Origin of the sequence: Plantactinospora sp. WMMB334, assembly GCF_049179095.1 — a bacterium.
Taxonomy (GTDB): domain Bacteria; phylum Actinomycetota; class Actinomycetes; order Mycobacteriales; family Micromonosporaceae; genus Plantactinospora.
On record NZ_JBMHME010000002.1, the window covers coordinates 7,701,926 to 7,726,441 of the forward strand.

Annotated in this window: 22 protein-coding genes; 14 read left to right on the forward strand and 8 right to left on the reverse strand. The window is 72.5% G+C overall.

Annotation, left to right across the window (positions count from 1 at the left end; translation table 11 throughout):
• Nucleotides 1-16: 16 nt before the first annotated feature.
• The 4 genes from fahA (at nucleotide 17) to ACN27G_RS33435 (ending at nucleotide 4,016) form a co-directional block, all read left to right on the forward strand.
• Nucleotides 17-1,237, forward strand: a complete 1,221-nt coding sequence (gene fahA, locus ACN27G_RS33420) for a fumarylacetoacetase (protein ID WP_421496624.1) — start codon at nucleotides 17-19, stop codon at nucleotides 1,235-1,237.
• A 103-nt stretch (nucleotides 1,238-1,340) separates the two neighbouring features.
• Nucleotides 1,341-1,538, forward strand: a complete 198-nt coding sequence (locus tag ACN27G_RS33425) for a DUF397 domain-containing protein (protein ID WP_421496625.1) — start codon at nucleotides 1,341-1,343, stop codon at nucleotides 1,536-1,538.
• A gap of 293 nt (nucleotides 1,539-1,831) precedes the next feature.
• Nucleotides 1,832-2,380, forward strand: coding sequence for an SRPBCC family protein (locus ACN27G_RS33430; RefSeq protein WP_421496626.1), 549 nt, complete (start codon nucleotides 1,832-1,834; stop codon nucleotides 2,378-2,380).
• A 208-nt stretch (nucleotides 2,381-2,588) separates the two neighbouring features.
• A complete protein-coding gene (locus ACN27G_RS33435; RefSeq protein WP_421496627.1) occupies nucleotides 2,589-4,016 on the forward strand; it encodes a PQQ-binding-like beta-propeller repeat protein in 1,428 nt (475 codons plus the stop codon).
• A 6-nt stretch (nucleotides 4,017-4,022) separates the two neighbouring features.
• Here ACN27G_RS33435 and ACN27G_RS33440 read toward each other — a convergent pair whose 3' ends face one another.
• The 5 genes from ACN27G_RS33440 to hppD all read right to left on the reverse strand — a co-directional run bounded on the left by ACN27G_RS33440 (nucleotide 4,023) and on the right by hppD (nucleotide 9,192).
• The gene (locus ACN27G_RS33440) at nucleotides 4,023-4,844 is read right to left on the reverse strand and encodes a hypothetical protein (protein ID WP_421496628.1); all 822 of its coding nucleotides are present in this window, start codon (nucleotides 4,842-4,844) and stop codon (nucleotides 4,023-4,025) included.
• Between the two features lie 223 nt (nucleotides 4,845-5,067).
• On the reverse strand, nucleotides 5,068-5,622 hold the full coding sequence (locus tag ACN27G_RS33445) for a hypothetical protein (RefSeq protein ID WP_421496629.1): 555 nt from the start codon (nucleotides 5,620-5,622) through the stop codon (nucleotides 5,068-5,070).
• Between the two features lie 153 nt (nucleotides 5,623-5,775).
• On the reverse strand, nucleotides 5,776-6,930 hold the full coding sequence (gene hisC, locus ACN27G_RS33450) for a histidinol-phosphate transaminase (protein ID WP_421496630.1): 1,155 nt from the start codon (nucleotides 6,928-6,930) through the stop codon (nucleotides 5,776-5,778).
• Complete coding sequence (locus tag ACN27G_RS33455) at nucleotides 6,927-7,895, reverse strand: RDD family protein (protein WP_421496631.1); 969 nt, start codon at nucleotides 7,893-7,895, stop codon at nucleotides 6,927-6,929. Before ACN27G_RS33455 ends, hisC begins: the two co-directional genes overlap by 4 nt.
• Before the next feature lie 76 nt (nucleotides 7,896-7,971).
• Complete coding sequence (gene hppD / locus ACN27G_RS33460) at nucleotides 7,972-9,192, reverse strand: 4-hydroxyphenylpyruvate dioxygenase (RefSeq protein WP_421496632.1); 1,221 nt, start codon at nucleotides 9,190-9,192, stop codon at nucleotides 7,972-7,974.
• Between the two features lie 133 nt (nucleotides 9,193-9,325).
• Here hppD and ACN27G_RS33465 point away from each other — a divergent pair, with 133 nt between their 5' ends.
• From ACN27G_RS33465 to ACN27G_RS33480, 4 genes are all read left to right on the forward strand, one after another.
• Nucleotides 9,326-9,811, forward strand: coding sequence for an Lrp/AsnC family transcriptional regulator (locus ACN27G_RS33465; protein WP_421496633.1), 486 nt, complete (start codon nucleotides 9,326-9,328; stop codon nucleotides 9,809-9,811).
• Nucleotides 9,812-9,948: 137 nt separating this feature from the next.
• On the forward strand, nucleotides 9,949-11,376 hold the full coding sequence (locus ACN27G_RS33470) for a PQQ-binding-like beta-propeller repeat protein (protein WP_421496634.1): 1,428 nt from the start codon (nucleotides 9,949-9,951) through the stop codon (nucleotides 11,374-11,376).
• 119 nt (nucleotides 11,377-11,495) lie between these two features.
• The gene (locus ACN27G_RS33475) at nucleotides 11,496-13,166 is read left to right on the forward strand and encodes a fumarate hydratase (protein ID WP_421496635.1); all 1,671 of its coding nucleotides are present in this window, start codon (nucleotides 11,496-11,498) and stop codon (nucleotides 13,164-13,166) included.
• A gap of 146 nt (nucleotides 13,167-13,312) precedes the next feature.
• The gene (locus ACN27G_RS33480; protein WP_421496636.1) at nucleotides 13,313-14,488 is read left to right on the forward strand and encodes a Fic family protein; all 1,176 of its coding nucleotides are present in this window, start codon (nucleotides 13,313-13,315) and stop codon (nucleotides 14,486-14,488) included.
• A gap of 74 nt (nucleotides 14,489-14,562) precedes the next feature.
• Here ACN27G_RS33480 and ACN27G_RS33485 read toward each other — a convergent pair whose 3' ends face one another.
• Entirely contained in the window at nucleotides 14,563-14,703 is a 141-nt protein-coding gene (locus ACN27G_RS33485; protein WP_421496637.1) for a hypothetical protein, read from the reverse strand.
• A gap of 242 nt (nucleotides 14,704-14,945) precedes the next feature.
• On the opposite strand from ACN27G_RS33485, the gene ACN27G_RS33490 reads away from it, so the two are divergent.
• Nucleotides 14,946-15,188, forward strand: coding sequence for a hypothetical protein (locus tag ACN27G_RS33490; protein ID WP_421496638.1), 243 nt, complete (start codon nucleotides 14,946-14,948; stop codon nucleotides 15,186-15,188).
• 102 nt (nucleotides 15,189-15,290) lie between these two features.
• Here ACN27G_RS33490 and ACN27G_RS33495 read toward each other — a convergent pair whose 3' ends face one another.
• Entirely contained in the window at nucleotides 15,291-15,545 is a 255-nt protein-coding gene (locus tag ACN27G_RS33495; RefSeq protein ID WP_421496639.1) for a hypothetical protein, read from the reverse strand.
• A 244-nt stretch (nucleotides 15,546-15,789) separates the two neighbouring features.
• Between ACN27G_RS33495 and ACN27G_RS33500 the strand changes: the two genes are divergently transcribed.
• The 3 genes from ACN27G_RS33500 (at nucleotide 15,790) to ACN27G_RS33510 (ending at nucleotide 21,075) form a co-directional block, all read left to right on the forward strand.
• A complete protein-coding gene (locus tag ACN27G_RS33500) occupies nucleotides 15,790-18,783 on the forward strand; it encodes a BTAD domain-containing putative transcriptional regulator (RefSeq protein WP_421496640.1) in 2,994 nt (997 codons plus the stop codon).
• 70 nt (nucleotides 18,784-18,853) lie between these two features.
• The gene (locus ACN27G_RS33505) at nucleotides 18,854-20,254 is read left to right on the forward strand and encodes a class II fumarate hydratase (RefSeq protein ID WP_421496641.1); all 1,401 of its coding nucleotides are present in this window, start codon (nucleotides 18,854-18,856) and stop codon (nucleotides 20,252-20,254) included.
• 47 nt (nucleotides 20,255-20,301) lie between these two features.
• Entirely contained in the window at nucleotides 20,302-21,075 is a 774-nt protein-coding gene (locus ACN27G_RS33510; RefSeq protein WP_421496642.1) for an HAD family hydrolase, read from the forward strand.
• Here ACN27G_RS33510 and ACN27G_RS33515 read toward each other — a convergent pair.
• Nucleotides 21,072-21,791, reverse strand: a complete 720-nt coding sequence (locus tag ACN27G_RS33515) for an IclR family transcriptional regulator (RefSeq protein ID WP_421496643.1) — start codon at nucleotides 21,789-21,791, stop codon at nucleotides 21,072-21,074. The two genes, ACN27G_RS33510 and ACN27G_RS33515, sit on opposite strands and share 4 nt — an antisense overlap.
• A gap of 115 nt (nucleotides 21,792-21,906) precedes the next feature.
• On the opposite strand from ACN27G_RS33515, the gene cysS reads away from it, so the two are divergent.
• Together cysS and rlmB are read left to right on the forward strand one after the other, a co-directional pair.
• Nucleotides 21,907-23,328: a cysteine--tRNA ligase gene (gene cysS / locus ACN27G_RS33520; protein ID WP_421496644.1), complete on the forward strand. Its 1,422-nt coding sequence runs from the start codon at nucleotides 21,907-21,909 to the stop codon at nucleotides 23,326-23,328.
• Nucleotides 23,328-24,509: a 23S rRNA (guanosine(2251)-2'-O)-methyltransferase RlmB gene (gene rlmB / locus ACN27G_RS33525; RefSeq protein WP_421496645.1), complete on the forward strand. Its 1,182-nt coding sequence runs from the start codon at nucleotides 23,328-23,330 to the stop codon at nucleotides 24,507-24,509. Before cysS ends, rlmB begins: the two co-directional genes overlap by 1 nt.
• The last annotated feature ends 7 nt before the right edge of the window (nucleotides 24,510-24,516 follow it).

The window sequence follows — 24,516 nt, forward strand, 5'->3', positions numbered from 1 at the left end:
GAGGAGAGGAGCTGACGTGACCTGGGTGGCCGAGGCGATCGGATCGCCGTACGGGGTGCACAACCTGCCGTACGGGGTCTTCCGGGCGGCGGGGCGGCCGCCCCGGATCGGCGTACGGATCGGAAGCGCCGTGCTCGACCTCGACGGCGCGGAGGCGGCCGGGCTGGTCCTGGCCGGCGGCGCGCTGCGGCAGCCGACCCTGAACGCGTTCCTGACGCTCGGCCGGGCACAGTGGACGACGATCCGGGCCCGGATCGTGGAGCTGCTGACCGGGGAGGAGCACCGGGCCGCGGTGGCGCCGCTGCTGGTCCCGCTCGACCGGGTCGAGCTGGAGCTGCCCTTCGCGGTCGCCGACTACGTCGACTTCTACTCGTCCGAGCACCACGCGGCCAACGTGGGGCAGATCTTCCGGCTCGGCGGGGCGGCGCTGCTGCCGAACTGGCGGCACCTGCCGGTCGGCTACCACGGCCGGGCCGGCACGGTGGTGGTCTCCGGCACGCCGGTCGTCCGCCCGGCGGGGCAGCGCGGCACCCCGGAGGGGCCGGTATACGGACCCTCGACCCGGCTGGACATCGAGGCCGAGGTCGGCTTCGTGGTCGGCGTACCGTCGCCGCTGGGTGAGCCGGTCGGGGTGGACGACTTCGCCGCACACGTCTTCGGGGTGGTGCTGGTCAACGACTGGTCGGCCCGGGACATCCAGGCCTGGGAGTACCAGCCGCTCGGGCCCTTCCTCGGCAAGTCGTTCTGCACCTCGGTCTCGCCCTGGGTGGTGCCGCTGGAGGCGCTGGCCGACGCCTGGGTGCCGGCGCCGGAGCAGGAGCCGGCGGTGCTCGACTATCTGCGGGACGTACCGCACCTGGGGCTGGACCTGCGGCTGACGGTGGAGTGGAACGGCACCAGGGTCAGCGAGCCACCCTTCGCCGGGATGTACTGGACCCCGGCCCAGCAGCTCGCGCACCTGACCGTGAACGGGGCCGCGCTGCGTACCGGCGATCTCTACGTCTCCGGCACCGTCTCCGGACCCCGGCGTGACCAGGTCGGCTCCTTTCTCGAACTGACCTGGGGCGGGGCGGACCCGGTGAAACTGGCCGACGGTGCGACCCGGACCTTCCTGGAGGACGGTGACACCGTCGTCATCGGCGCCACGGCGCCGGGGCCGGACGGCACCACGGTCGGCCTCGGCGAGGTCGCCGGGACGGTCGCACGAGGTGTGCGATCGCCCGGCGGCGGTGGGTAACAGGATGCTCCCGTAGCGTTACGGGAGTCTCGATCACGCGTTGACTTACCCAGACGGGTACAAACCCGTCATCAAGTGTGATTCACCTTGAAAGGGTACAAAAATGTTCAACGCGGGAGCCGCTCGCTGGCGCAAGAGCAGCCGTTCCAACGACCAGGGACTCTGCATCGAGGTGGCCGACAACCTGCCCGGGGTCGTCGGCGTGCGTGACTCGAAGGACCCGGCCCCGGTCCTGTCGTTCGAGCCGGCCAGCTGGGCGGCATTCGTCTCCGCGACCAGGACGGGCGCGTTCGAGAGCTGACGACCGGCGCAGGACGGCCCGAGTCCTGCGGTGGCACTGTCGAGCTGGGTGCACAGCCGGGGCACCCCGAAATGCAGGACGGGGGGACGCAGGAGGGGTGCTGTCCGCTGGGCGCACGAGCGGGGCAGCTCGACAGTGTCCGTCCGGAGCAGATCCCCCGAACCGACGAGGCTGACGCCCTCGGTTCAGGGGCGGCTTCCGGACGTCGTCCTGTCACGTTCTGATCACTCTGCGGCGGCCCGGGCTGTGGGCGGCCTCTCCCACGCCGTACCGTGGTATCCGGGGAGGTTCCCATGTCGACGGTGACGTTCAGCAGGCTGATCGAGGCACCCGCCGACGAGCTCTGGCGGGTCTTCACCGACCTGCCCGCCCGCCCCCGCTGGCTCTGCCAGGTCGACGCCGTCGAGGTGCTGGCAACGGCCGGGCCGGGCGGGCCGGGCGAAAGCTCTCCGCCACCCGCGCCGCGTATGGGCGCGGCCTTCGGGATCGGCACGGTCTGGCGGGAGAGCCGGACCGGGCCGGACGGCATCGGGATGGTCGAGGAGTTCGCCGTCCGGGAGGCGGTGCCGCCCCGACGGCTCGTGGTCAGCTCCTCCGGCGACGGGGTGGACTACCTGACGACGTACACCTTCATCCCGGTCGAGGCGCGACGGCCGGGCCGCGGCCGCACCGTGGTGACGGTGAGCCACGAGGGCGCGCCCACCGCCCGGTACGGCCGGCTGCTGGCGGTGGTCTTCGGCGGGCTTGCCGCGCGGGCCGGCGAGGGTGCCCTCCGCCGGGACCTGGCCGACCTCGCGACCATCACCGAGCCTGACCGGATCGACCCGGCCGCGGCCGCCTGAGCACCGCCCCGCCCGCGCGTTTCGCGGCCCCACGGCCCTGCCCGACGGGTGGCGGCACCGCGCCGTGCCGGGGTGGCGTGCCCGTCCAGCATGTGCTGGCTACCCACGCTGACCTGGTGAATCATGGCTCGCGACGGCGCCGGACCGCGCACCTGCCGGGCGGCGGCCGGGCGGTGGTCGATAGGGTTCCGGGCGGAGGTGTCCGGGCATGGCAACGCCGAACGGCGCGCGGAGGTGGCTGCGGACGGCGATCGCCCTCGCGGTGGCGGTGCTGCTCGTGGCCGGGTCCGCCGTGGTCGTCCATCGGGTGCTGGCACCCGCCGAGGTGACCACGCCGACCAGGGACGACTATCCGGCCCCGGCGAGCGCCCGCCCCGGGGTGCTCGGCACGCTGAACGCGGCACCGCTGATCGTCGACGACCGGCTCCGGGTGTACGCCACCAGCCGGAAGGTCTGGGCCGACCAGCCGGTCGACGCCCCCACCCGGCGTACGCCGTACTGGTCCTACCGGCGCTGGCCGGCACAGGTGGCGGGGGTGGTGGCTGACGGCACCACCGTGGTGACCCGCTGGTCGGACGGCGAACTGGTGGCGCTCGACGCCCGGACCGGCACGGTCCGCTGGCGCGCGTCGGGGCCCCGCCCCGGGCACGGCTATCTCGGCCGGCGCACCGGAGCCGCCACCGTGTACGCGCCGACCGGCCTGCACACCGCCCGCAGCCCGGCCGGACGGCGAGTCCTGGTGGTTGGCGAGTCCGCCGACCGGCGCGGCATCGACCTGGACACCGGCCGGCACCTCTGGCGACTCGCCACCGATCCGGCTGCCTGCCAGGACGTTGGGCCGGACGGCGTTCCCGACGGTGGGCCGGACGGCGTTCCCGGCGGCGAGCTGGCGCCCGGAGCGGGCGAGGGGGTGACGACCACGGCCGGCTTCTTCGCCGTCGTCGACAGTTGCGCCGGATCACGAGAAGTCGACTTCTACGACGTGGGCACGGGCGCGCTGACCACCCGCTGGCGGCCGGACGAGGTGAACCGGCCCGCCGACGCAGACCCGCCGATCGAGATCGCCCCGGTCGGCTGCGCGGCCGGCCGCTCCGGGTGCCGGGCCCTGCGGACGGTCGGCGGCGGGGTGACCCGGGGCTGGCTGATCGACGATGTCCGCCCGGTGCCCGCCCCGGCCCTGGACGCACCGGAGGCGGTACTGGTCGACGGGATCGCGGTGGCGCCGGACGGGGCCGGGCTGGTGGCCCGCTCGGCGCGGACCGGTGCCGAGCGGTGGCGCTGGTCCGATACGCCGACGCCGACGCCGACGCCGACGCCGACGCCGACGTTGACGCCGGAGCCGGAGCCGGAGCCGGTGAGCCCGACCGGTGCGGTTCGGCTGATCGCCACCCAGCCGGGGCGGGTGCATCTGCGCACCGGGGACGGCGACCTGGTCACCCTCGACGCGGCGACCGGGGCGGAACGGTCCCGCTTCCCGTTCACGTACGACCGGGACTCGACGACCTGGTCACCCGGATTCGCCTACGCGGCCGGCGGCTTCGTCGCCGTCGAGCGGCTCGCCGAGCCGGTGGACCCGGCCGCCGGGGACGACCGGTACTACCTGGCGGCCCAGCCGGTGATCCTGGCCGGTACCTGAGTCCGGCTACGAGTCACCCGGGCCCGGCCTCGCCGTGGCGACACGTCGTCGCCGGTGGTGCGGGCGGCGGACGACCACGAAGAGCCCGGCGGCCACGAGCAGACCGGCGACGAGCGAACCGCCGAGGATCCCCCACCGGGTGCGCAACGGCGCGAGCAGCGGGCTCGGCTCGCCCACCCTGCCCGGATCCGGGAAGGTGACCTCCCCGGTGGCGGTCCGCCGCACCGTGCCGCTCTGCAGAGCGACGTCGATCTTCCACGGTCCGTTCGGCAGTTCCCGGGGGAACCGGACGGTGACGGGTCCGGCCTCGCCCGGCGCGAGAGTCGTACCCTGGACGACGTCGAACGGCCCGGCCCGCATGTCGGCGGGACCGTCCGACAGGGACACCGCCCCGGCGAGGTCGAGCGCCCGCTCTCCGGTGTTGTCGACCCGGATGGCGACCGACGGCACGCCCCGCACGTCGCGGGCGGGCACGAGTTCCCCGATCCGGAAGTCCGACGGCGGTTCGCCGCCGAGACCGACGTCGAGATAGACCCGTACGCCGACCCGGTGGATCTGGGTGACGTCGGCCGAGGTCTCGCGCGGTGAGGTCGTCGAGGCCCAGATCACCGCGTAGCGCTCGCCGGTCGGCGCGGGCGGCGGCACGTCGAGGGTGGCCTCGACTCGCGTCTCCGCGCCGGGCGCAAGGTCCACCCGGGTCTTGTCCAGCGATATCCACGAGGTCAGCTCGTTCTGGGCCCGCCCCTCGCCGAACCGGAACCGGCCCTCCTCGACGGTGGCCGCCGCCGCGTAGAGGTCGATCCGCTGCTTCCGGTCCGAGCTGTTCACCACCCGCAGGTTGCGCCGGATGAGTGTGCCCGGCGGCAGGTGGTCGACGATGTGCCGCCGGGCCCGAGGATCGGCGCGGCGCTCGACCGGGGCCTCCAGCAGTTGGATTCCGATCGTCGCCGGATCGGATGCCGGAGCGGCCTCGCCGGCCCGGGCGGGAAGCCCGGTACCGGCGAGGCAGGAGACGGCGAGGAGCAGCCGTGCGGCGGCGGCCTTCCCGCCGCTACGCCACCGAATGCGTCACCGTCCCGGTGTAGACGCCCGCCACGTTGTCGAGGGGGACGTTCACCACCAGGGTCGGGTTCCAGGACGCGCTGTTGTTGCCGGTGCCGCCGGCGTGGGTGAAGGCGGTGAGCGGTGTGGTGGTGTCGAGCGGTGCCGCCGCTCCCGCGTTCGCCTGTCCCGGGGTGAAGGTGCCGTTGCCGGTCGTCGCGGTCGCCGCGCCGGACCAGTAGTCGATCTCGGAGGCGAGGATGGTCTCACTCGCGGTGCCCGTGCCCGTGGTGAAGTCGGTGGAGGTCACCGTGGCGGTCCAGGAAGCGTCGTCCGAGGCCCGATCGTCGGTGACGGTGACCGCCCCGAGTTGTCCCTCGATCGCGCTGTCGGGCGAGCCGGTGCCGAGGTCGGCGGTGGCGGGCACGGTGATGTCCAGGGTGCCGGCGAGAATTTCGAAGGTGACGTCGGTGTCCCCGGTCGGTGCCGCCGCGGCGGGGGCGGCGATCAGCCCCGCCGCCAGCAGGGCGGCGGAGCCGACCAGGAGAGTTCTGGTGATACGCACGATTCCCATCCACTTCGTGTCGATTTTCGGCAGAGTCTGCGGGCCGGTTGGATCGCCCGACTAGCGCGAAAATACCCAGAAGAAGGAATGATGTAGTGCAAAACCCACAAACCACCCGGAACGACGTAGCGGCCCGGACGAGGAGCCCGGCGCCTAGAGCACGGAATCCGCGGCGGCCAGGAAGGCGTCGTTCTCGGCCGGGGTGCCGATGGTGACGCGTACGCCCTCACCCGCGAAGGGCCGGACGATGATGCCGCGCGCCTCGCACGCCTGCGCGAACGGCACCGACGCATCGCCCAGCGGCAGCCAGACGAAGTTCGCCTGGCTCTCCGGCACGCCCCCGCTCCCTGCGCCACCCGCGCCGGCAGGGCCGGCCGGCAGCCGCTTGCGCAGCGCCTCGATCATCCGGTCCCGCTCGGCAACCACCAGCGCACAGCGTCGCCGCATCTCATCGGCCTCGGCGAGCGCGGCCAGCGCCCCGGCCTGCGCCGCCAGGCTGGCCGAGAACGGGGTCACCACCTTCCGGACCGTCGCCGCCACCTCGGGCTGGCCGACCAGGAAGCCGATCCGCAGCCCGGCCAGCCCCCAGGCCTTGGAGAGGGTGCGCAGCACCACGACGTTCGGCCGGTCGCCGTAGGTCACCAGGCCGTCCGGCACCTCGGGGTCGGTGACGAACTCCCGGTACGCCTCGTCGAGCACCACCAGCACGTCGTCCGGGACCGTGCCGAGGAACCGGTCCAGCTCGGCGCGGCGCAGGCTCGTACCGGTCGGGTTGTTCGGGTTGCAGACGAAGATCAGCCGGGTCCGGTCGGTCACCGCCGCCGCCATCGCGGCCAGATCGTGCCCGTGGCCGGCGTCGTTGGGCACCCGCACGCTTGTCGCGCCGCTGGTCGCCGCGATGATCGGGTACGCCTCGAAGGAGCGCCACGAATAGACCACCTCGTCGCCGGGCAGGCAGGTGGCCCGAACCAGGTGCTCGGCCAGCGCCACCGACCCGCAGCCGGTGGCGATCCGTTCCGCGTCCACCCCGTAGCGCTCGGCCAGCGCGGACCGTAGCGCCAGCACGCCCATGTCCGGATAGCGGTGCGCCTCGGTGACCGCCTCGGTGACCGCCTCGGCCACCCCGGGCAGCAAGCCGTACGGCACCTCGTTGCTGGCCAGCTTGATCGCCTCGGGCAGCCCCAGCTCCCGGGCCAGGTCCGCCGGACTGCGCCCCGGCACGTAGTTCGGCAGCGCGTCGAGGTCGGCGCGGGTCAGCCGGGGAGCCCCGGAGCGCCGGTCGGGGGCGGAACTGGTCGAACCGGTCATGACGCGGGGCCTCCAGAGCTGTCGGTCGGGGTGGGTTCGGGCGGCGAGCCGGCCCGGGAAGGGAGCCGGACCACCACCGTCTGCCCCCGCTTGTCGTGCAGGGCCTGCCGTAGCGGCCGGTCGAAGAACGCGAGTGCGCAGTCGACGAGCTGGATCAGGAAGCCGATGCCGCAGCAGCTCCAGAGGAAGACCGGCAGGCCGAGCATGTTCCACCGCCGGAACGACCGGCCGAAGCCCGGTTGCTCGGTCTCGGTCAGCGCGACGACCTTGATCCCCATCACCCGCTTGCCGAAGGTCTGCCCGGAGTTCGCCACCGACGGGACCTCGTAGGCGAACCAGAGCGCGGCGGCGATCAGCAGGATCACCACCTGCAACCAGTCGGCCTGCGGACTCGCCTGCGGAAGGCCCTCGGTCGTCGAGTCGCCGGCCATGGCACGCCGGAAGATCTCCCGGGTCACCGGCTCGATCTCCTGCACGAACCGCCAGACGAACCAGCCGTTGACAAGCACGTTGAGCAGCAGCACCAGGCCGATGTCGATCAGCCGGGCGAGCACCCGGGCGCCGAGCGGAGCCAGCTCCAGCCCGTGCGGCCGGGGTGGTGGTGCCACCCAGTACGGCCCCGGCCAGCCTGGCGGCGGCCCGTACGGCGGTGTGCCGTACGGCGGCCCGCTCTGCGGTGCGCCACTGACCGGCGGTGTGCCGTACGGCGGCCCGCTCTGCGGTGCGCCACTGACCGGCGGTGTGCCACCGACCGGCGGCATTCCGGCCAGGGTGGCGGGGGAGCCCCGTGCCGCCCCGGCGCCACTCGTCGGCGCGGGGAGCGGCTCGGGCTCGTCGGCCGGCGGTGGACCGGGTGGCGGGGTGGCGTCGGCGGGCAGCGGCGTGCCGACCCAGCCCTCTCCGTCCCAGTACCGCTGGGTGGTTGGCTCGGCGGGGTCGGCGTACCAGCCCGGTTCCACCGTCACCGGAACGACCTCGGTTGCGTCCTGACGTTCACGCTGAGACCTTAACCACCACGGTCCCGGCTCACGCAGGACAGTGCTACAGGTTTCCGCGCGCCTCTTGTTCCCGCTCGATGGCCTCGAAGAGCGCCTTGAAGTTTCCCTTGCCGAAGCCGAGCGATCCGTGCCGCTCGATCAGCTCGAAGAAGACCGTGGGGCGGTCCTGCACCGGCTTGGTGAAGATCTGCAGCAGGTAGCCGTCCTCGTCCCGGTCGACCAGGATCTTCCGGGCCTTCAGTTCCTCGATCGGGGCGCGCACCCTGCCGATCCGGGCGCGCAACTCGGGGTCGTCGTAGTAGGAGTCCGGGGTGTCGAGGAACTCGACGCCGGCCGCCCGCATCGCGTCGACGGTGGTCAGGATGTCGTTGGTGGCCAGCGCGATGTGCTGGGCACCCGGGCCGCCGTAGAACTCCAGGTACTCGTCGATCTGCGACCTGCGGCGGGCCACCGCCGGCTCGTTGAGCGGGAACTTGACCTTGCGGGTCCCGTTCGCCACCACCTTCGACATCAGCGCCGAGTAGTCGGTGGCGATGTCGTCGCCGATGAACTCGGCCATGTTGGTGAAGCCCATCACCCGGCGGTAGAACTCCACCCACTCGTCCATCCGGCCGAGCTCGACGTTGCCGACGACGTGGTCGACGGCCTGGAAGAAGCGCCTCGGCTGCACCCCGGCGTCGATCATCGGCTGCCGGTCCACGATCGGGCCCCGGGCCACGAAACCGGGCAGGAAGGGTCCCCGGTACCGGGACCGGTCGACCAGTGAGTGCCGGGTCTCGCCGTAGGTGGCGATGGTGGCGATCCGGATCGTCCCGTGCTCGTCGGTGACGTCGTGCGGCTCCGCCAGGCCGGTCGCGCCCTGCGCCATGGCGTGCGCGTACGCCGCGTCGACGTCGGGCACGGCGAGCGCGATGTCGAGTACGCCGTCGCCGTGCCGGGCCACGTGGTCGGCGTCGGCCGCGCCCGGCCGGACGGCGCCGGTGAAGACGAACCGGGCCGAGCCGCTGGTCAGCACGTACTCGGCATGGTCCCGGTGACCCTGCTCCGGCCCCCGGTACGCGACCCGGGTCATCCCGAACGCGGTCGAGTAGTAGTGGGCGGTCTGCTTCGCGTTGCCGACCATGAACCGGATGTGGTCGATGCCCTGCACCGGGAAGGGGTCGGTGCCGTCGTCGTGTGACACGGCCCCGACGAGCCGATCGACGTCGATGTCGGAGTCCAGCTCCGAGCCGGCGGTGGACGGCTGGTGGAGTGCGCTGGTCATCGTCCTACCTCCCTGGGTGCCGCGGCCGGCCGGCGGCGCGGCCGTCTTCCCCGCAGCATCCGTCGCGGTGCGAACCTGGGCAACCCATCCGCAATACGCTGGTCAGGTTGTGCATTTGGTATGGTGAAAAACCATGAGTACTGTGCAAGATGTGCAGCTCGATCGGCTTGATGTCCGGCTCGTCGACCTGCTCGACGCCGAACCCCGGATCGGAGTGCTGGAGTGCTCCCGCCGGCTCCAGGTGGCCAGGGGCACCGTGCAGGCCCGGCTGGACAAGCTGCTCGCCCGGGGAGTGATCTCGGGGCTGGGGCCGCAGCTCGACCCGGCGGCGATCGGGTTCCGGGTGACCTCCTTCGTAACGCTGGAGATCAACCAGCGGCACGGCCACGACCCGGTCACCGCGCACCTGAGCGGCATCCCCGAGGTGCTGGAGGCGCACACCATCACCGGCTCCGGCGACGTGCTCTGCCGGATCGTCGCCCGCTCCAACGCCGACCTGCAACGGGTGCTCGACCGGATCGTCTCGCACGAGGGCGTCGCCCGCGCCTCCAGCATCATCGCGCTGGCGGAGAAGATCCCGTACCGCGTACTCCCGCTCCTCCGCTCCGCCGTCGGATAGAAGGTTCGGATAGAAGGAAGGGCCCCCACTTATCGTTTTCTGTAGAAGAAGGGCCCCCGCCTAACCACCGTCGGCGCCCGCGACACGGACAAATCGCCTTAGCGGCCTTGCGGGACGATCTCGTTTACGGTAGCCGGATGGCGAAGGGGAGCGCCCGGGGCAGTTTCATGTCCGCCCTGGCCATCGCGCTGATCGCGGTGATCGTGCTCGCCGCGACCAACGTCTGGAACCCCTTCCCCGGTGTCTGGGACTGGGTCAACCGCGACGAGCCCATCTCCGATCCGGACGTCGTCTGGCAACAGCGGATCGGCGGTACGCCACAGAGCGTGACCATTGCCGGCAACGCCGTGGTGATCCGCTACCGCACCCGGGTCGAGGCCCGCAGCCTCACCACCGGGCTGCGACTGTGGGAGCGCAAGGCCGACTGGGCCGCCGTCGCCGGCGGTGACCGGGACGCCGTCGTCGCCGCCGGCAAGCTGTTGAGCAAGGGCTACGAACTGCTCGACCCCGAGACCGGCGCGGTACGCCGCAGCGACGACTCGGCGGTCGGCGTCTGGACCTACCGCAACGCCCTGCTCGACGCGCGCTGCCGGGAGCCCCGGGACTGCACGCTCACCGCCTGGGACCCCCGGGGCAGCAATCCGATCTGGACGACGTTCCTGCCCGGCGTGGAGACCGGCCCGCTCGCCGGCAACCCCGACACGCTCGGCACCCGGCGGCTGACCGCCCGGCAGGTGGACGACGGAGCGAGTGGCCCGGTCGAGATGCCGCCGCTGCTCGGGCTCTCCGTCGACGGCCGGGTGCACATCGTGGACACCGCGACCGGCCGGGTGATGCAGGACGTGGAGCCGGGCCCCGAGGACCGGATCGTGGTGGTCGGCGGGCGGATGCTGCGGATCGAGGCCCGGTCCGCCGACGGCACCTGCTACTTCACGGTGACAGCCCGGGACCCGACGACCGGGCAGGAGGTGTGGCGCCGGGACGGGCTCAACCTGCGTACCGCCGACGGCGCCGGTTGCGCCCAGCGCGAGGACCCGCAGGGCGGCGAGAACGTCTTCGTCGGGGTCGCGCCGGACGCCCGGGAGACGGTCGTCGACGCGTACGACGGCCGGGTGCTCTGGTCCGGGCCGAAGGGCGAGAAGCTGCTCGCCGTCGACGACCGGTACGCGCTGTCCCGCTCCGCCGACGGGCGGTCGGTGATCGGCAGCGAACTCGCCATCGACCGGGCACGGTGGACCCGGCCGCTCAACTCCGACGGCAGTGCCGCGCTCACCCGGTACGCCGCCGTGCTTGTCGACCGCCGTCCGGACCGGATCGTCGCGCTCGACCCGCGCAGCGGCCGGGAACTGGTCAACGTCCGCTCGTCGGCGGAGGTGCTGGCGGTGGGTCCGGCCGGGATGGTGATCGGCGAGGGGCGCGACATCGGCTATCTCCGGTTCGCCGGGGTCTCGACCGGCGGCCCGGCCCCGACGGCCGGTCCGGGCGGCCAGGAACCCGATCCGGGCACCGAGTGCGGCGGCCCCAAGCAGCCCGAGTGTCCATCCGCCAGCGACAAGGACGGCTGACCCGGCCGACCCGCCCGGGTCGGGGATGAGAGCGGCATCCCGGCTCCGATGAGAGCGGCATCGCAGGGGCGACCCGGCGGGTGCGCCGGGTCCGGCCGGCTGGCCTAGGCTTGCCGGCTATGAGCAGTGGCGCGCCGTTCTCGTACTCCCCCCTGTTGCCTCTCGGCGCCGACCAGACCGAATACCGACTGGTCACCGACGAGGGCGTGGACATGGTCCACGGGCCGGGTGGCCGGCGCTTCCTGACCGTCGAGCCCGCCGCGCTGACCGCGCTGACCGCCGAGGCGATGCACGACATCGCCCACTTCCTGCGGCCGGCGCACCTCGCTCAGTTGCGCGCCATCATCGACGACCCGGCGGCATCGCCGAACGACCGGTTCGTCGCGCTGGACCTGCTGCGCAACGCCAACATCGCGGCCGGCGGTGTGCTGCCGATGTGCCAGGACACCGGCACCGCGATCGTCATGGGCAAGCGGGGTCGGCACGTGCTGACCGACGGGTCCGACGACGAGGCGATCTCCCGGGGCGTCTACCAGGCGTACACCCGACTGAACCTGCGCTACTCGCAGCTCGCCCCGCTCACCATGTGGGAGGAGCGGAACACCGGGAGCAACCTGCCGGCCCAGGTGGAGATCTACGCCGAGGACCCGGACGGGCACCCGGACGCGTACAAGTTTCTCTTCATGGCCAAGGGGGGCGGGTCGGCCAACAAGTCCTATCTCTACCAGGAGACGAAGGCGCTGCTCAATCCCACCCGGATGATGCAGTTCCTGGAGGAGAAGCTGCGGCTGATCGGCACCGCCGCCTGTCCGCCGTACCACCTCGCCGTGGTCATCGGCGGCACCTCCGCCGAGTACGCCCTCAAGACCGCCAAGCTCGCCTCCGCGAAATACCTGGACAACCTGCCGACCTCGGGCTCGATGCGGGCACACGGCTTCCGCGACCTGGAGCTGGAGGCCGAGGTGCTGGAGCTGACCCGGCAGTTCGGCATCGGCGCGCAGTTCGGCGGGCGCTACTTCTGCCACGACGTCCGGGTGGTCCGGCTGCCCCGGCACGGCGCCTCCTGCCCGGTCGCGATCGCGGTCTCCTGCTCCGCCGACCGCCAGGCGATGGGCAAGATCACGCCGTCCGGGGTGTGGCTCGAGCGGCTGGAGACCGACCCGGCGCGGTTCCTGCCCGACGTCACCGACGCCCAACTGGAGCAGGGTGCCGAGGCGGTCCGGGTCGACCTCAACCGGCCGATGGACGAGATCCGGGCGGAGCTGTCGAAATATCCGGTGAAGACCAGGCTCTCCCTGACCGGCCCGCTGGTGGTCGCCCGGGACATCGCGCACGCCAAGATCGCCGAACGGCTGGACGCGGGCGAGTCGATGCCGCAGTACCTGCGCGACCACGCCGTCTACTACGCCGGCCCGGCGAAAACCCCCGAGGGCTACGCCTCCGGCTCGTTCGGGCCGACCACCGCCGGCCGGATGGACGCGTACGTGGAGAAGTTCCAGGCGGCCGGCGGCTCGCACGTGATGCTGGCCAAGGGCAACCGCTCCGGCCAGGTGACCCGCTCCTGCCACCAGCACGGCGGGTTCTACCTCGGCTCCATCGGCGGCCCGGCGGCGCGGCTGGCGCAGGACTGCATCACGCACGTCGAGGTCCTGGAATATCCGGAGCTCGGCATGGAGGCGGTCTGGAAGATCGAGGTGGTGGACTTCCCCGCCTTCATCGTCGTCGACGACAAGGGCAACGACTTCTTCGCCGAGGTGACCAAGCCGGTACTGACCGTGGGGCGGCGCTGACCCCTGTGCTGAGTACGTAGCGTGGTTGAATTCCCGGGCTGTAGGTTCAAGTTTTAGTGGGAAAACTTGAAATACCCGAACGCACACGTCGGTTCCACTTGAAAAGCCGGGTCTAGTTTTCAAGTTTACTGTGGTTTACTTCAACGATGGACGATGAAGTGTTCCGATCGTCACCTGTAGGGACGCTTGTCCGAGTTGCCGGATGGGACCCACGGTTCAACGAAAGTTACGACTGCTCGGCCTTCATCCCCGACCCGCTGCCGAGCAAGCTCGACCTGGCGCAGGAGACCTACCTGGCGGCGATGAACGCGGCAGTCGCGGTGGCTCGCCTCGACCAAGCCGCCTTTCGCCTACCTGACCTGGGACTCCTCGCACGACCCGCGATCCGGCAGGAGGCCGTCAGCACGTCGGCGCTTGAAGGCACCTATGCGGCGCTGGACGACGTCCTCGAGGCTGACTTCCTCAACCGGGACCAGCTGACCACGTCCGTCGCGGAGGTTCACAACTACGTCGAGGCTGCCGAGCTCGCGTTCGAGTGGATCAAGGACAAGCCCATCACCGTTGGCATGCTTGAGCAACTGCAGAGGATCCTTGTGCGAGGAACCCGCGGAGACTCATACGACGCCGGTCGGATCCGGACAAGCCAGGTGTTCATCGGCGCTGACGGTGGCCGGGTAGCCGACGCACGGTTCGTCCCGACACCTCCGGGTGATCAGCTACGCGCCGGAATCGATGCTTGGGCGTCGTGGCTCATGGCCGACGACACGATCCCCCTGGTGATCAAGATGGCGCTCGGCCACTACCAGTTCGAGACCCTGCATCCCTTCAACGACGGTAACGGCCGGCTCGGTCGCCTCATCTGCGTGCTGCAGCTGGCTCACCGGGGTGAGCTTCGAGTGCCGGTGCTGAACCTCTCACCCTGGCTCGAAGGCAGGCGGCGGCAGTACCAGGATCACCTGCTATCCGTGAGCGCAACCGGCGACTTCGAGCCCTGGATCCGATTTTTCTCCGAGGCCGTGCGCGCACAGGCGGTTCGTGCGGTGGAGAAGATCGACGCACTGCACGACTGGCGAGATGAGGCGCTGGCACAGTTGCTTGCTGCGGACGTACGCGGCGTGGCCGTGCGGATCGTCGAAGACCTGTTCGGGTATCCACTGATCACCGCCAGGCTCACCGCCGAACGGCACGCTGTGTCATACCAGGCCGCGAACACCGCGATCAGACGCCTCGTCGAGCTGGGCATCCTGGAGGAGCGTACGGGTCGCAGGCATGGGCGCGTCTTCGCCGCACGCAGAGTTTTGAACATCATCAACAGCGCCTGAGCATCGAGCTGACCGCGACATGGCGGAGCCGTGACAGCGACGCCGCAGCCTTGGTGCTCGCCCCGCCGTCACGACTAGCCCCGGCAATAGAAGATCCGGAGGTCGTAGATGGCCGTCCCTCCGTCTCCGGAGTCGAGGACGGAGAGCATCAGGTGTTCGGTGCATACCGTGATCTCGTGTCCGTGACCGGAACCGCCGTCGGTCCAGACCTTCACTCTTCCATCCACCGGCAGCTCACGTGGGCCGACCACCCGGATGTCCGTTGGCGCGAAGCTGACCACTGGCTCCCCCTCGTGTTGGAGCGATCCCACCCGGAAGCTCGGAGGGCTACCGCTTTGCGGAGTATTCGGAGACGCCAAATACTCCACCATCCAGTTGGCCAAATATCAAGCACGATGGTTGGCCAACTGAAGGGGTACGCGATTCGGCCTAGCGTCTGACCTGCTGGAATGGCCAAGTGGCGGACCTGGAGGCGGCGGTACGGAAGCTGCGCACGGCGCAGGCGGGGATACCCCGTGCCGAGGAGCGGGCCGCCCGACTCGTGGCCGACGCTCGGGCCCGGTTGGACCAGGCACGTGCGGAACTGGCCGAGGCGATCCGGAACGAGGCGGCGGCCGGGACGCGCCAGCGCGACATCGTCGAGGTCACCGGCTACAGCCGGGAGCGTATCCGCCAGATCATCCGGGACGGGGAGGAGTGACGCCCGGCCCAGGCGGATCCTGGGCGGGCCGGGGGCAAAAGGACGTACGGCGTCGGCCCGTCGGGCGGCGTTGACCGACGGACGACGCTGTTCAGCTCCGCGTCAGGCGGCGCGTTGTAGGGCGCTGGTGCGGACCAGCACCTGCCGCTCGGGGCCGATGCTGCCGTCTCCGAGCAGCTCAACCCCGCGTAGCGACAGCCACTCCAGACGCGGGTGGCTGCCAAGATCCGCGCTGACCCCGGTGACCCGGAGGACGAGCGGACCGCTTCCGTAGCAGTAGTCGGACTCGGCGAACTGCAACACGTCCCCGGCGGCCGGCACCGGCCGGGACATTTCCGATCGTGCAGAGGCGTCCATGTTCGGCGTCTCCCTCAGGTGTGGATGGCGGCGAAACCGCTGCTCCGACACGGTGCGTCCGTCGCCCCCACGGGCCGGCGGACGCACCGCCCCCGTCGATGTGTCTCACCTGTGTCGTGCGTCCCACCGGACAGTTTGTGCGCTGTCGCTCTCGATCCGCTGCCAGCCCGCTATCAAGTCGATTCTGCTGCGCGTGATTGACGGGTTACTCTGCTGCCGGATGCGACCTCGGTCAGGAGCTGGCATGCGGTTCGGGATCCTTGGGCCGCTCCAGGTGAGCGGCGGTGAGTCGACGGTGACCGCTGGCCGGGACAGAGTGGTCCTGGCAGTGCTACTCCTGCATGCCCCGAGAGTGGTGCCGGTCGACGAGCTGGTCGACGCGGTCTGGGACGACGACCCGCCGGTCACGGCGCGGGGGCAGTTGCAGACCTGCGTCTCCCGGCTGCGCCGGCTGCTCTCCGCCGCCGGAGTGCCCGGCGAGACCATCGTCACCGGCCCGGCCGGCTACCGCATCGTGCTCGGCCCGGACGACCTCGACGCCCAACTCTTCGAGCGGCTGGTGGCCGGGGCCCGTGCCGCCGCCGCCGAGCAGAACTGGACGGAGGCGCGCGAGGGCTACCAGGCGGCCCTGGCGCTGTGGCGGGGCCCCGCGCTCGCCGGTATCGCGGGTACGGCGGTCCGCCGGGGTGCGGCCTCGCTGGACGAGCAGCGGATGCTGGCGATGGAGGACGGCTTCGAGGTCGAACTGCGACTCGGCCGCACCGGCGACCTGGTCGCCGAGCTGACCGAGCTGGTGGAGCGCCATCCGTTGCGGGAGCGGCTCCGGGGTCAGCTCATGCTGGCGCTCGCCGACAGCGGTCGCCGGGCCGAGGCGCTCGCGGTGTTCCGGGCCGGCCGGGAGATCCTCGCCGGGGAGCTCGGCATCGAGCCTGGCCCGGCCCTGCGGGAGATCCACCGGCGGGTCCTCGCCGGCGAGGTCGGGCCGGCCGACGGCGAGCAGCCGGCCCGGTCACCGGTACGCTGCCTGCCCCGGGCCATCGAGGACTTCACCGGCCGGCACGAGACCGTCGCCCGGCTGTGCAAGGAGATCGAGGACGCCGGCCCGAACTTCTCCCCCGTGTACGTCATCGACGGCATGGCGGGCAGCGGCAAGACGGCGCTCGCCGTACACCTGGCCACGTCGCTCGGGAACGCCTACCCGGACGCGCACCTCTTCGTCGACCTGCACGGGCACAGCGTGCACAGCCCGCTGCCGACGAGCGTGACGGTCGCCACGCTGCTGCGCCAGCTCGGCGTGCCGGGGGAGCGGATACCGGCCGACCTCGCCGACCGGCTGGCGCTGTGGCGTACCGAGCTGGCCGGCCGGCGGGCGCTGCTGGTGCTGGACAACGCGGCCAGCACGGCCCAGGTCGGTCCGCTGCTGCCGGCCGCCCCCGGCTGCCTGACCCTGATCACGAGCCGGCGCCGGCTGATGGGCCTGGACGGCGTACGGGCACAGTCGCTGACCGTGCTGGAGCCGGCCGAGGCGGTGGAGCTGCTGGCCCGGATCGTCGGCCCGGAGCGGGTCCGGGCCGAGCCCGAGGCCGCGGCGGACGTGGTGCGGCGCTGCGGCTACCTGCCGCTGGCGATCCGGCTCGCCGGCGCCCGGCTGGCGCACCGCTCGCGCTGGCGGGTGGCGGACCTGGCACAGCGGCTCGGCGACGCGGACCGCCGGGTGCTCGCCGAGTTCGCCGTCGAGCACCGGACCCTGGCGGACGCCTTCGCGCTGTCGTACGCCCAACTCCCCGAGCCGGTGCAGCGGAGCTTCCGGCTGCTGGGCCTGTTTCCCGGCGTGGAATACGACCAGTACGCCGTGACCGCGCTGACCGGGCTGCCGCTGGCGGTCGCCCGCGAGCACCTGGACGAGATGGTCGACGCGCATCTGGTCGACGAGGTGGAGGCCGGCCGGTTCCGCCTGCACGACCTGGTCCGGGAGTACGCCGCCGAGCTGGCCACGGTGGTCGGCAGCGAGCCGGAGCGGAAGCACGCCCTCGAGGCGTTGCTCGACTTCTACCTGCACACCGCCGCCTCGGTGAGCCAGGTGCTGGAGCCGACCGGAAACCTGCGGATGGCGGTGGCGGGACAGCCCGCCCGGCCCGACCTGGTCGTCGCCGCCGCCGGCAACGGGCGTGACTGGCTGGAGGCGGAGCGCCGCAACCTGGTCGCGCTGGTCCACCTCGCCGTCGAGGAGGGTCTGCACCGGTACGCCTGGCAGCTCGCCCGGGCCAACTGGCGGCAGCTCTATCTCGGCGGCCACCTCGACGAGTTGATCCAGTCGCACACCGACGGGCTGCGGGCCGCGGAGGCGCTCGGCGACGACACCGGGGTCGCCATCATGCACAACTACCTGACCTCGGCGTACTTCCGCCTCGGCGAGTACCAGCGCTCGGTCGAGTCGCTGCGGGTCGTGATCGCGATCTGGGAGCGGCTCGGCGACGTCGCGGGGCAGTCGGTGGCGACGGTGAACCTCGGCCTGCCGCTGATGATGCTGGGCCGGACCCGGGAGGCGGTGCACTACCTTGAACTCGGGCTGGCGCTGGCCCGGCGTACCCCGGGCTGGCACGCCCTGCCGAACGCCCTGACCAACCTCGGCAGCATCTACCTGGCGGTCGGCCGCTACCCGGACGCGCTGCGGGTGCTGCGGAACCGGCTCTTCATCGCCCGCCAGGTCGGCAAGATCGCGCTGGTGGCGGACACGCTCGGCTCGATCGGCGCGATCTACGCCCGGCAGGGGCAGCACGACCGGGCGCTGCGCCAGATGTACGCGGCACTGCGGGTGCAACGGGCCCGCGGCAGTCCCTTCCACGTCGCCGACCTGCTCAACGAGATCGGTGACGTCGAGCGGATGTGCGGCCGGCCGGAGGTGGCGGTGACCCGGCACCGGGAGGCGCTGACCGCCATGCGGGACGCCGGGGACCGGGCCGGCGAGTGCACCGCCCGCAACCTGCTGGGCCGGGCGATGCTGGTCCTGGGGGACACCTCCGCCGCGATGGAGCTGCACCGGCAGGCGCTGCTCGCCGCCACGAAGATCCAGCTCCCGTACGAGCAGGCGCGGGCGCTCGACGGGCTGGCCGACTGCCTGCGCTCGACCGACCCGGTGGCCGCCCGGTCGTACTGGACCAGGGCGCTGGGGCTGCTGATCCAGATCGACTCCCCGGACCAGCACGAGGTGCGGAGGCGCCTGCGGGAGGTCGAGTGACGGAGCCGACCGGGCAACCGGTGACGGCGATCATCTGCGGGCCGGCCCGGTGCGGGGCAGGATGGAACGCGTGACCACTCCAGAGGCGGCCGGCTACCGGATCGAACGCGACACGATGGGCGAGGTGGAGGTGCCCGTCGACGCGCTGTGGCGGGCCCAGACGCAGCGCGCGGTGCAGAACTTCCCGATCTCGGGGCGCGGGCTCGAACCGGCGCACATCCGGGCGCTGGCCCAGATCAAGGGCGCCGCGGCGATGGTCAACGCCGAACTGGGGGTGATCGACGAGGAGGTCGCCCGGGCGATCGCCACCGCCGCCGCGCACGTCGCCGACGGCGGCTACGACGACCAGTTCCCGGTCGATGTCTTCCAGACCGGCTCCGGCACCTCGTCCAACATGAACGCCAACGAGGTGATCGCCACCCTGGCCGCCCGGGAGCTGGGCCGCGAGGTGCACCCCAACGACGACGTCAACGCCGCCCAGTCCAGCAACGACGTCTTCCCGTCCTCGATCCACCTGGCCGCGACGCACGCGGTCGTGCACGACCTGCTGCCGGCGCTGCGGCACCTCGAGTTCGCGCTGGAGTCCAAGGTGGACGAGTTCGCCGAGGTGGTGAAGGCGGGCCGGACCCACCTGATGGACGCCACCCCGGTGACGCTGGGCCAGGAGTTCTCCGGCTACGCCACCCAGACCCGGTACGGCATCGAGCGGCTGGAGAGCTGCCTGCCCCGGCTCGCCGAGCTGCCGCTCGGCGGCACCGCCGTCGGCACCGGGATCAACACCCCGGCGGGCTTCGCCCCCAGGGTCATCGAGAAGCTGCGCGAGCTGACCGGGCTGCCGCTGGCGGAGGCGCGCAACCACTTCGAGGCGCAGGGTGCCCGGGACGCGCTGGTCGAGGCCAGCGGCCAGCTCCGCACGGTCGCGGTCGGCCTCTACAAGATCGCCAACGACATCCGTTGGATGGGCTCCGGCCCCCGGGCCGGCCTGCGCGAGTTGCAGATCCCCGACCTGCAACCCGGGTCGTCGATCATGCCCGGCAAGGTCAACCCGGTGGTCTGCGAGGCGGTCCGGCAGGTCTGCGCCCAGGTGATCGGCAACGACGCCACGGTCGCCTTCGCCGGCTCGCAGGGCGACTTCGAGCTGAACGTCATGCTGCCGGTGCTGGCCCGCAACGTGCTGGAGTCGGTCCGGCTCCTCGCCGGGGTCAGCCGGCTCTTCGCCGACCGCTGCGTGACCGGCCTGGTCGCCAACGTCGACGTGGCACTGGCGTACGCCGAGGGCTCCCCCTCGGTGGTCACCCCGCTCAACCGCTACCTCGGCTACGACGAGGCGGCGTCGATCGCCAAGGAGGCGCTGGCCAGGGAGCTGTCGATCCGGGAGGTGGTACTCGCCCGGGGTCACGTCGAGGCGGGCCGGCTCACCGCCGAGCAGCTCGACGAGGCGCTCGACGTGCTCCGGATGACCCACCCCTGAGCCATCGGCCCACCGGCCCACCGGCCGGCGGCGCGTACCCTTGGCGCGTGCCGATCCGTGCGGTGGTGTTCGACGCCGACGAGACCCTGCTCGACCTGCGCACGGCGGTGACCGGTGGACTGGTCGCGGTGCTGGCCGAGCTGCGTCGGCTGACCCCGGCGGCCCGGGACGTGACCCTGGCGGAGATCGAGAGCGACTGGGACGCCGTCTTCGCCGACCATGCCACCGAGCCGGTCACCGCGATCCGGCGGGCGGCGCTGGCCCGGTCACTGGCCCGGGTCGGCCTGACCGCCGCGCTGGAGCCGATCACCGAGCTCTACTTCGCCCGGCGGTTCGCGCTGACCCGACCCTTCGACGACACGCTTCCGGCGCTCGGTGTGCTGCGCCGGTCGTACACGCTGGGTTTCGCCACCAACGGCAACAGCCGGGCGGAGCGGTGCGGCCTCGCCGCCGAGTTCGCCTTCGAGATCTACGCCCACCTCGGTGGCGTGCCGAAGAAGCCCGACCCCGAGTTCTATGCGGCGGTGCTGGCGGCGGCCGGGATGCCGCCCTCCTCGGTCGTCCACGTCGGCGACTCTCCGGAGAAGGACGTCCGGGCCGCGCAGGCGGCCGGACTCCACGCGGTCTGGCTGAACCGGACCGGCCTGGCACGCCCGGCCGGCCTGCGTCCGGACGCGGAGATCCGCACCCTGGCCGAACTGCCGGCCGTGCTCGACGACTGGCGTCGGAACGCCGCCACCTCCCGCAGAACCGGCTGGCCGAGCGCGGGAACGGGCCGGCCGAGCGCGGGAACGGGCTGGCCGAGCGCGGGAACGGGCTAGCCGAGCGCGGCGGCGATCTCGGCGGCGGCGGCCCGTACCCGGGCGCCGGCCTGCGCGACGTCCAGCGGGGCGAGGGCGACCACCCCGACGCTGGCCTCCAGCCCCGGCACCCCGAGCACCGGCGCCGCCACCCCGTACGCGCCGGACTGGAGTTCGCCGCTGCTCGCCACCGGGTCGGTCCGGCCATCGCGACCGGCCAGGATCGCCCGGCCGGCAGCGCCGCGCTCCAGCGGATGCCGGGTCCCGGTCCGGTACGCGACGTGGAACGCCGTCCAGCTCGGCTCCACCACCGCCAGCGCCACCCCCTCGGTGCCCTCGACCACGGTCAGGTGCGCGGTCGCCCCGGTCTGCTCGGCGAGCCGGCGCAGCGCCGGCAGCGATCCCTCGGCGAGCAGTGGCTGTGCCCGGCGGGCGAGGTGCAGCAGGCCCGCGCCGAGCCGCAGCCGGCCGCCCGCGTCGCGGCGGAGCATCCCGTGCTCGGTGAGCGTGCCGAGCAGTCGGTAGACCACGGCCCGACCGACGCCCAGCCGGGCCGCCGCCTCGGTCACGGTGAGCCCACCGGTCGCGTCGGCGACCAGGTGCAGCAGGCGCAGGCCCCGGTCCAGCGTCTGCGCGGTCTCGCCGGCTCGGACGGCGGCTGTCTGCGCGGTCTCGCCGGTCCGGCCGGCGGTCCCGTCCACCGGGCCGGCCGCGCCGCCACCGGCCGTCGCTCCCACACCAGGCAGCGTACGGCCGGAACGGGCTGCGGTCGCAGCGGGTGGCGCGGTCGGCGGGGGTCGCGCAGTGGCCGCGGGGCGAGCCCTGCCGGACATCGGTCGGTACCCTTGTACGGTGACGCTACGCCTGTACGACACCGCCACCCGATCGGTGCGGGACTTCGTCCCCAAGCACGCCGGCATGGTGGGGATCTACCTGTGTGGTCTCACCGTCCAGTCCGCGCCGCACATCGGCCACCTCCGGGGCGGGGTCAACTACGACGTGCTGCGCCGCTGGCTGCTGCGCAGCGGCTTCGAGGTGACCTTCATCCGCAACGTCACCGACATCGACGACAAGATCCTCGTCAAGGCGGTCGAGCAGGAGCGCCCGTTCTGGTCGATCGCGTACGACAACGAGGTGATCCTCGGCGCCGCGTACCGCAGCCTCAACGTGCTGCCGCCGACGTACGAGCCGAGGGCGACCGGGCACGTGCCGCAGATGCACGAGCTGATCGAGAGGCTGCTCGCCGAGGGGCACGCGTACGTCGCCGACGACGGCTCCGGCGACGTCTACTTCGATGTCCGGTCGTACCCGGACTACGGCTCTCTCTCCGGCCAGCGGCCGGACGCGACGCAGACGCAGATCGCCGACGAGGCGGCGGAGCGGGGCAAGCGTGACCCGGCCGACTTCGCGCTCTGGAAGGGCCTCAAGCCGGAGGAGCCGGCGGACGCGGCCTGGCCGTCGCCGTGGGGGCCGGGCCGGCCCGGCTGGCACATCGAGTGCTCGGCGATGTGCTGGCGCTACCTCGGTGCCGAGTTCGACATCCACGGCGGCGGGCTCGACCTGACCTTCCCGCACCACGAGAACGAGCAGGCCCAGTCCCGGGCCGCCGATCTGCCCTTCGCCCGCTACTGGGTGCACCACGGCCTGCTCAACCTCGGCGAGGCCAAGATGAGCAAGTCGCTGGGGAACGTCGTCGACCTCGATCACGTCGCCTCGATCGGGATCCGTCCGGTCGAGCTGCGCTACTACCTGGTGGCGCCGCACTACCGGTCGCGGATCGACTACTCGGACGAGTCGCTGCGCGAGTCCGCGGTGGCGTACCGGCGGGTCGAGGGCTTCGTGCGGCGGGCCGCGGACCGGGTCGGCGCCGGTGGCCTCGGCGAGTTGCCCGCCGGGTTCGGCGCGGCGATGGACGACGACCTCAACACCTCCGCCGCCGTCGCCGTGCTGCACGACGCGGTCCGGGACGGCCAGATCGCGCTGGCCGGCGGCGACGACGCCGGGACCGCGGCAGCGCTCGCGGTGGTGCGCGGGATGCTCGACGTCCTCGGACTCGACCCCCTCGACCCGGCCTGGGGCGGGGACGGGCAGGATGGTGAGCTGCGGTCCGTGGTCGACTCGCTGGTGGCGCTGGCCCTCGAGCAGCGGGCACAGGCCCGCAGCCGCCGGGACTGGGCCGCCGCCGACTCGGTGCGTGACCAGCTCAAGCACGCGGGCGTGGTGGTCGAGGACACCCCGCACGGGCCGCGTTGGACGATCGGAGAACAGGACTGATGCCCGGAAACTCGCCCCGGAAGGGGCGTCGGGTCACCGCCAAGAAGGGCGCCACCACGGGCTCCGGGGGCAAGAACCGGGGTGCCCTGGCCGGCCGGGGAAAGACGCTCCCCGCCGATGAGCGTCCCTGGCACAAGGCATACTCCGGCACCGAGCAGGTGCCCCAGCGCACGGCGTGGAAGCAGCAGAAGGAGCGCCGGGCCGCCGCCGAGGAGGGCCGGGCGCCGAAGGTGGGCGTACCGGGGAGCAAGGACACCACCTGGGGTGCCGGTGGCGCCGGCACGAAGAAGGGTGGCCGCAAGTCGGCCACCGGGCGGGGCGCCGGTGGGGCCGGCGGGCGGGGCGCGGCCGGTGCCGGGCGTACCGGCGGCAAGCCCGCCCCGCGTCCGGGTGGTCCCCGGGTCGCACCGGGACGCCGTTCCGCACCCGCCCGGGACGCGGCCGAGCTGCTGGTCGGGCGCAATCCGGTGCTGGAGGCGCTGCGTGCCCAGGTCCCGGCGACCGCGCTCTACGTCGCGCAGGGCATCGACATCGACGACCGGGTGAACGAGGCGGTACGCACCGCCGCCGACCGGGGCATCGCGATCCTGGAGGTCAGCCGGGCCGAGCTCGACCGGATGACCGGCGGAGTGCTGCACCAGGGCATCGGCGTGCAGGTGCCACCGTTCGCCTACGAGCCGTTCGAGGATCTGCTCGCGGCATCGCTGGAGCACCCCACCCCGCTGCTCGTCGCGCTCGACGGCGTCACCGACCCGCGCAACCTCGGTGCGGTGATCCGGTCGGCGGCGGCCTTCGGCGCGCAGGGGGTCTTCGTACCCGAACGGCGGGCCGCCGGGATCACCGCGACCGCCTGGCGGACCAGTGCCGGCGCGGCGGCCCGGGTGCCGGTCGGCCAGGTGACCAACCTGACCCGGGCGCTCAAACTCGCCAAGCAGGAGGGGTTCCTCGTGGTCGGGCTGGACGCCGACGGCGAGACCGACCTCTACGACCTGGAGGCGGCGGTCGGCCCGCTCGTCGTGGTGGTCGGCTCCGAGGGGCGCGGGCTGTCCCGGCTGGTCGGTGCCACCTGTGACCTGAGGGTGAGCATCCCGATGGTCTCCGAGGTGGAGTCGCTCAACGCCAGTGTCGCGGCGGCGGTGGCGCTCGCCGAGGTCGCCCGACGCCGGCTGGCCGCCGCCTGAGTCAGTT

Bases quoted from the DNA above. Each gene is read 5' to 3' on its own strand.
- ACN27G_RS33425 (WP_421496625.1), top strand. From the start codon at position 1,341: ATGTTCAACGCGGGAGCCGCTCGCTGGCGCAAGAGCAGCCGTTCCAAC.
- ACN27G_RS33430 (WP_421496626.1), top strand. From the start codon at position 1,832: ATGTCGACGGTGACGTTCAGCAGGCTGATCGAGGCACCCGCCGACGAG.
- ACN27G_RS33435 (WP_421496627.1), top strand. From the start codon at position 2,589: ATGGCAACGCCGAACGGCGCGCGGAGGTGGCTGCGGACGGCGATCGCC.
- hisC (WP_421496630.1), bottom strand. From the start codon at position 6,930: ATGACCGGTTCGACCAGTTCCGCCCCCGACCGGCGCTCCGGGGCTCCC.
- hppD (WP_421496632.1), bottom strand. From the start codon at position 9,192: ATGACCAGCGCACTCCACCAGCCGTCCACCGCCGGCTCGGAGCTGGAC.
- ACN27G_RS33465 (WP_421496633.1), top strand. From the start codon at position 9,326: ATGAGTACTGTGCAAGATGTGCAGCTCGATCGGCTTGATGTCCGGCTC.
- ACN27G_RS33470 (WP_421496634.1), top strand. From the start codon at position 9,949: ATGGCGAAGGGGAGCGCCCGGGGCAGTTTCATGTCCGCCCTGGCCATC.
- ACN27G_RS33475 (WP_421496635.1), top strand. From the start codon at position 11,496: ATGAGCAGTGGCGCGCCGTTCTCGTACTCCCCCCTGTTGCCTCTCGGC.
- ACN27G_RS33480 (WP_421496636.1), top strand. From the start codon at position 13,313: ATGGACGATGAAGTGTTCCGATCGTCACCTGTAGGGACGCTTGTCCGA.
- ACN27G_RS33495 (WP_421496639.1), bottom strand. From the start codon at position 15,545: ATGGACGCCTCTGCACGATCGGAAATGTCCCGGCCGGTGCCGGCCGCC.
- ACN27G_RS33500 (WP_421496640.1), top strand. From the start codon at position 15,790: ATGCGGTTCGGGATCCTTGGGCCGCTCCAGGTGAGCGGCGGTGAGTCG.
- rlmB (WP_421496645.1), top strand. From the start codon at position 23,328: ATGCCCGGAAACTCGCCCCGGAAGGGGCGTCGGGTCACCGCCAAGAAG.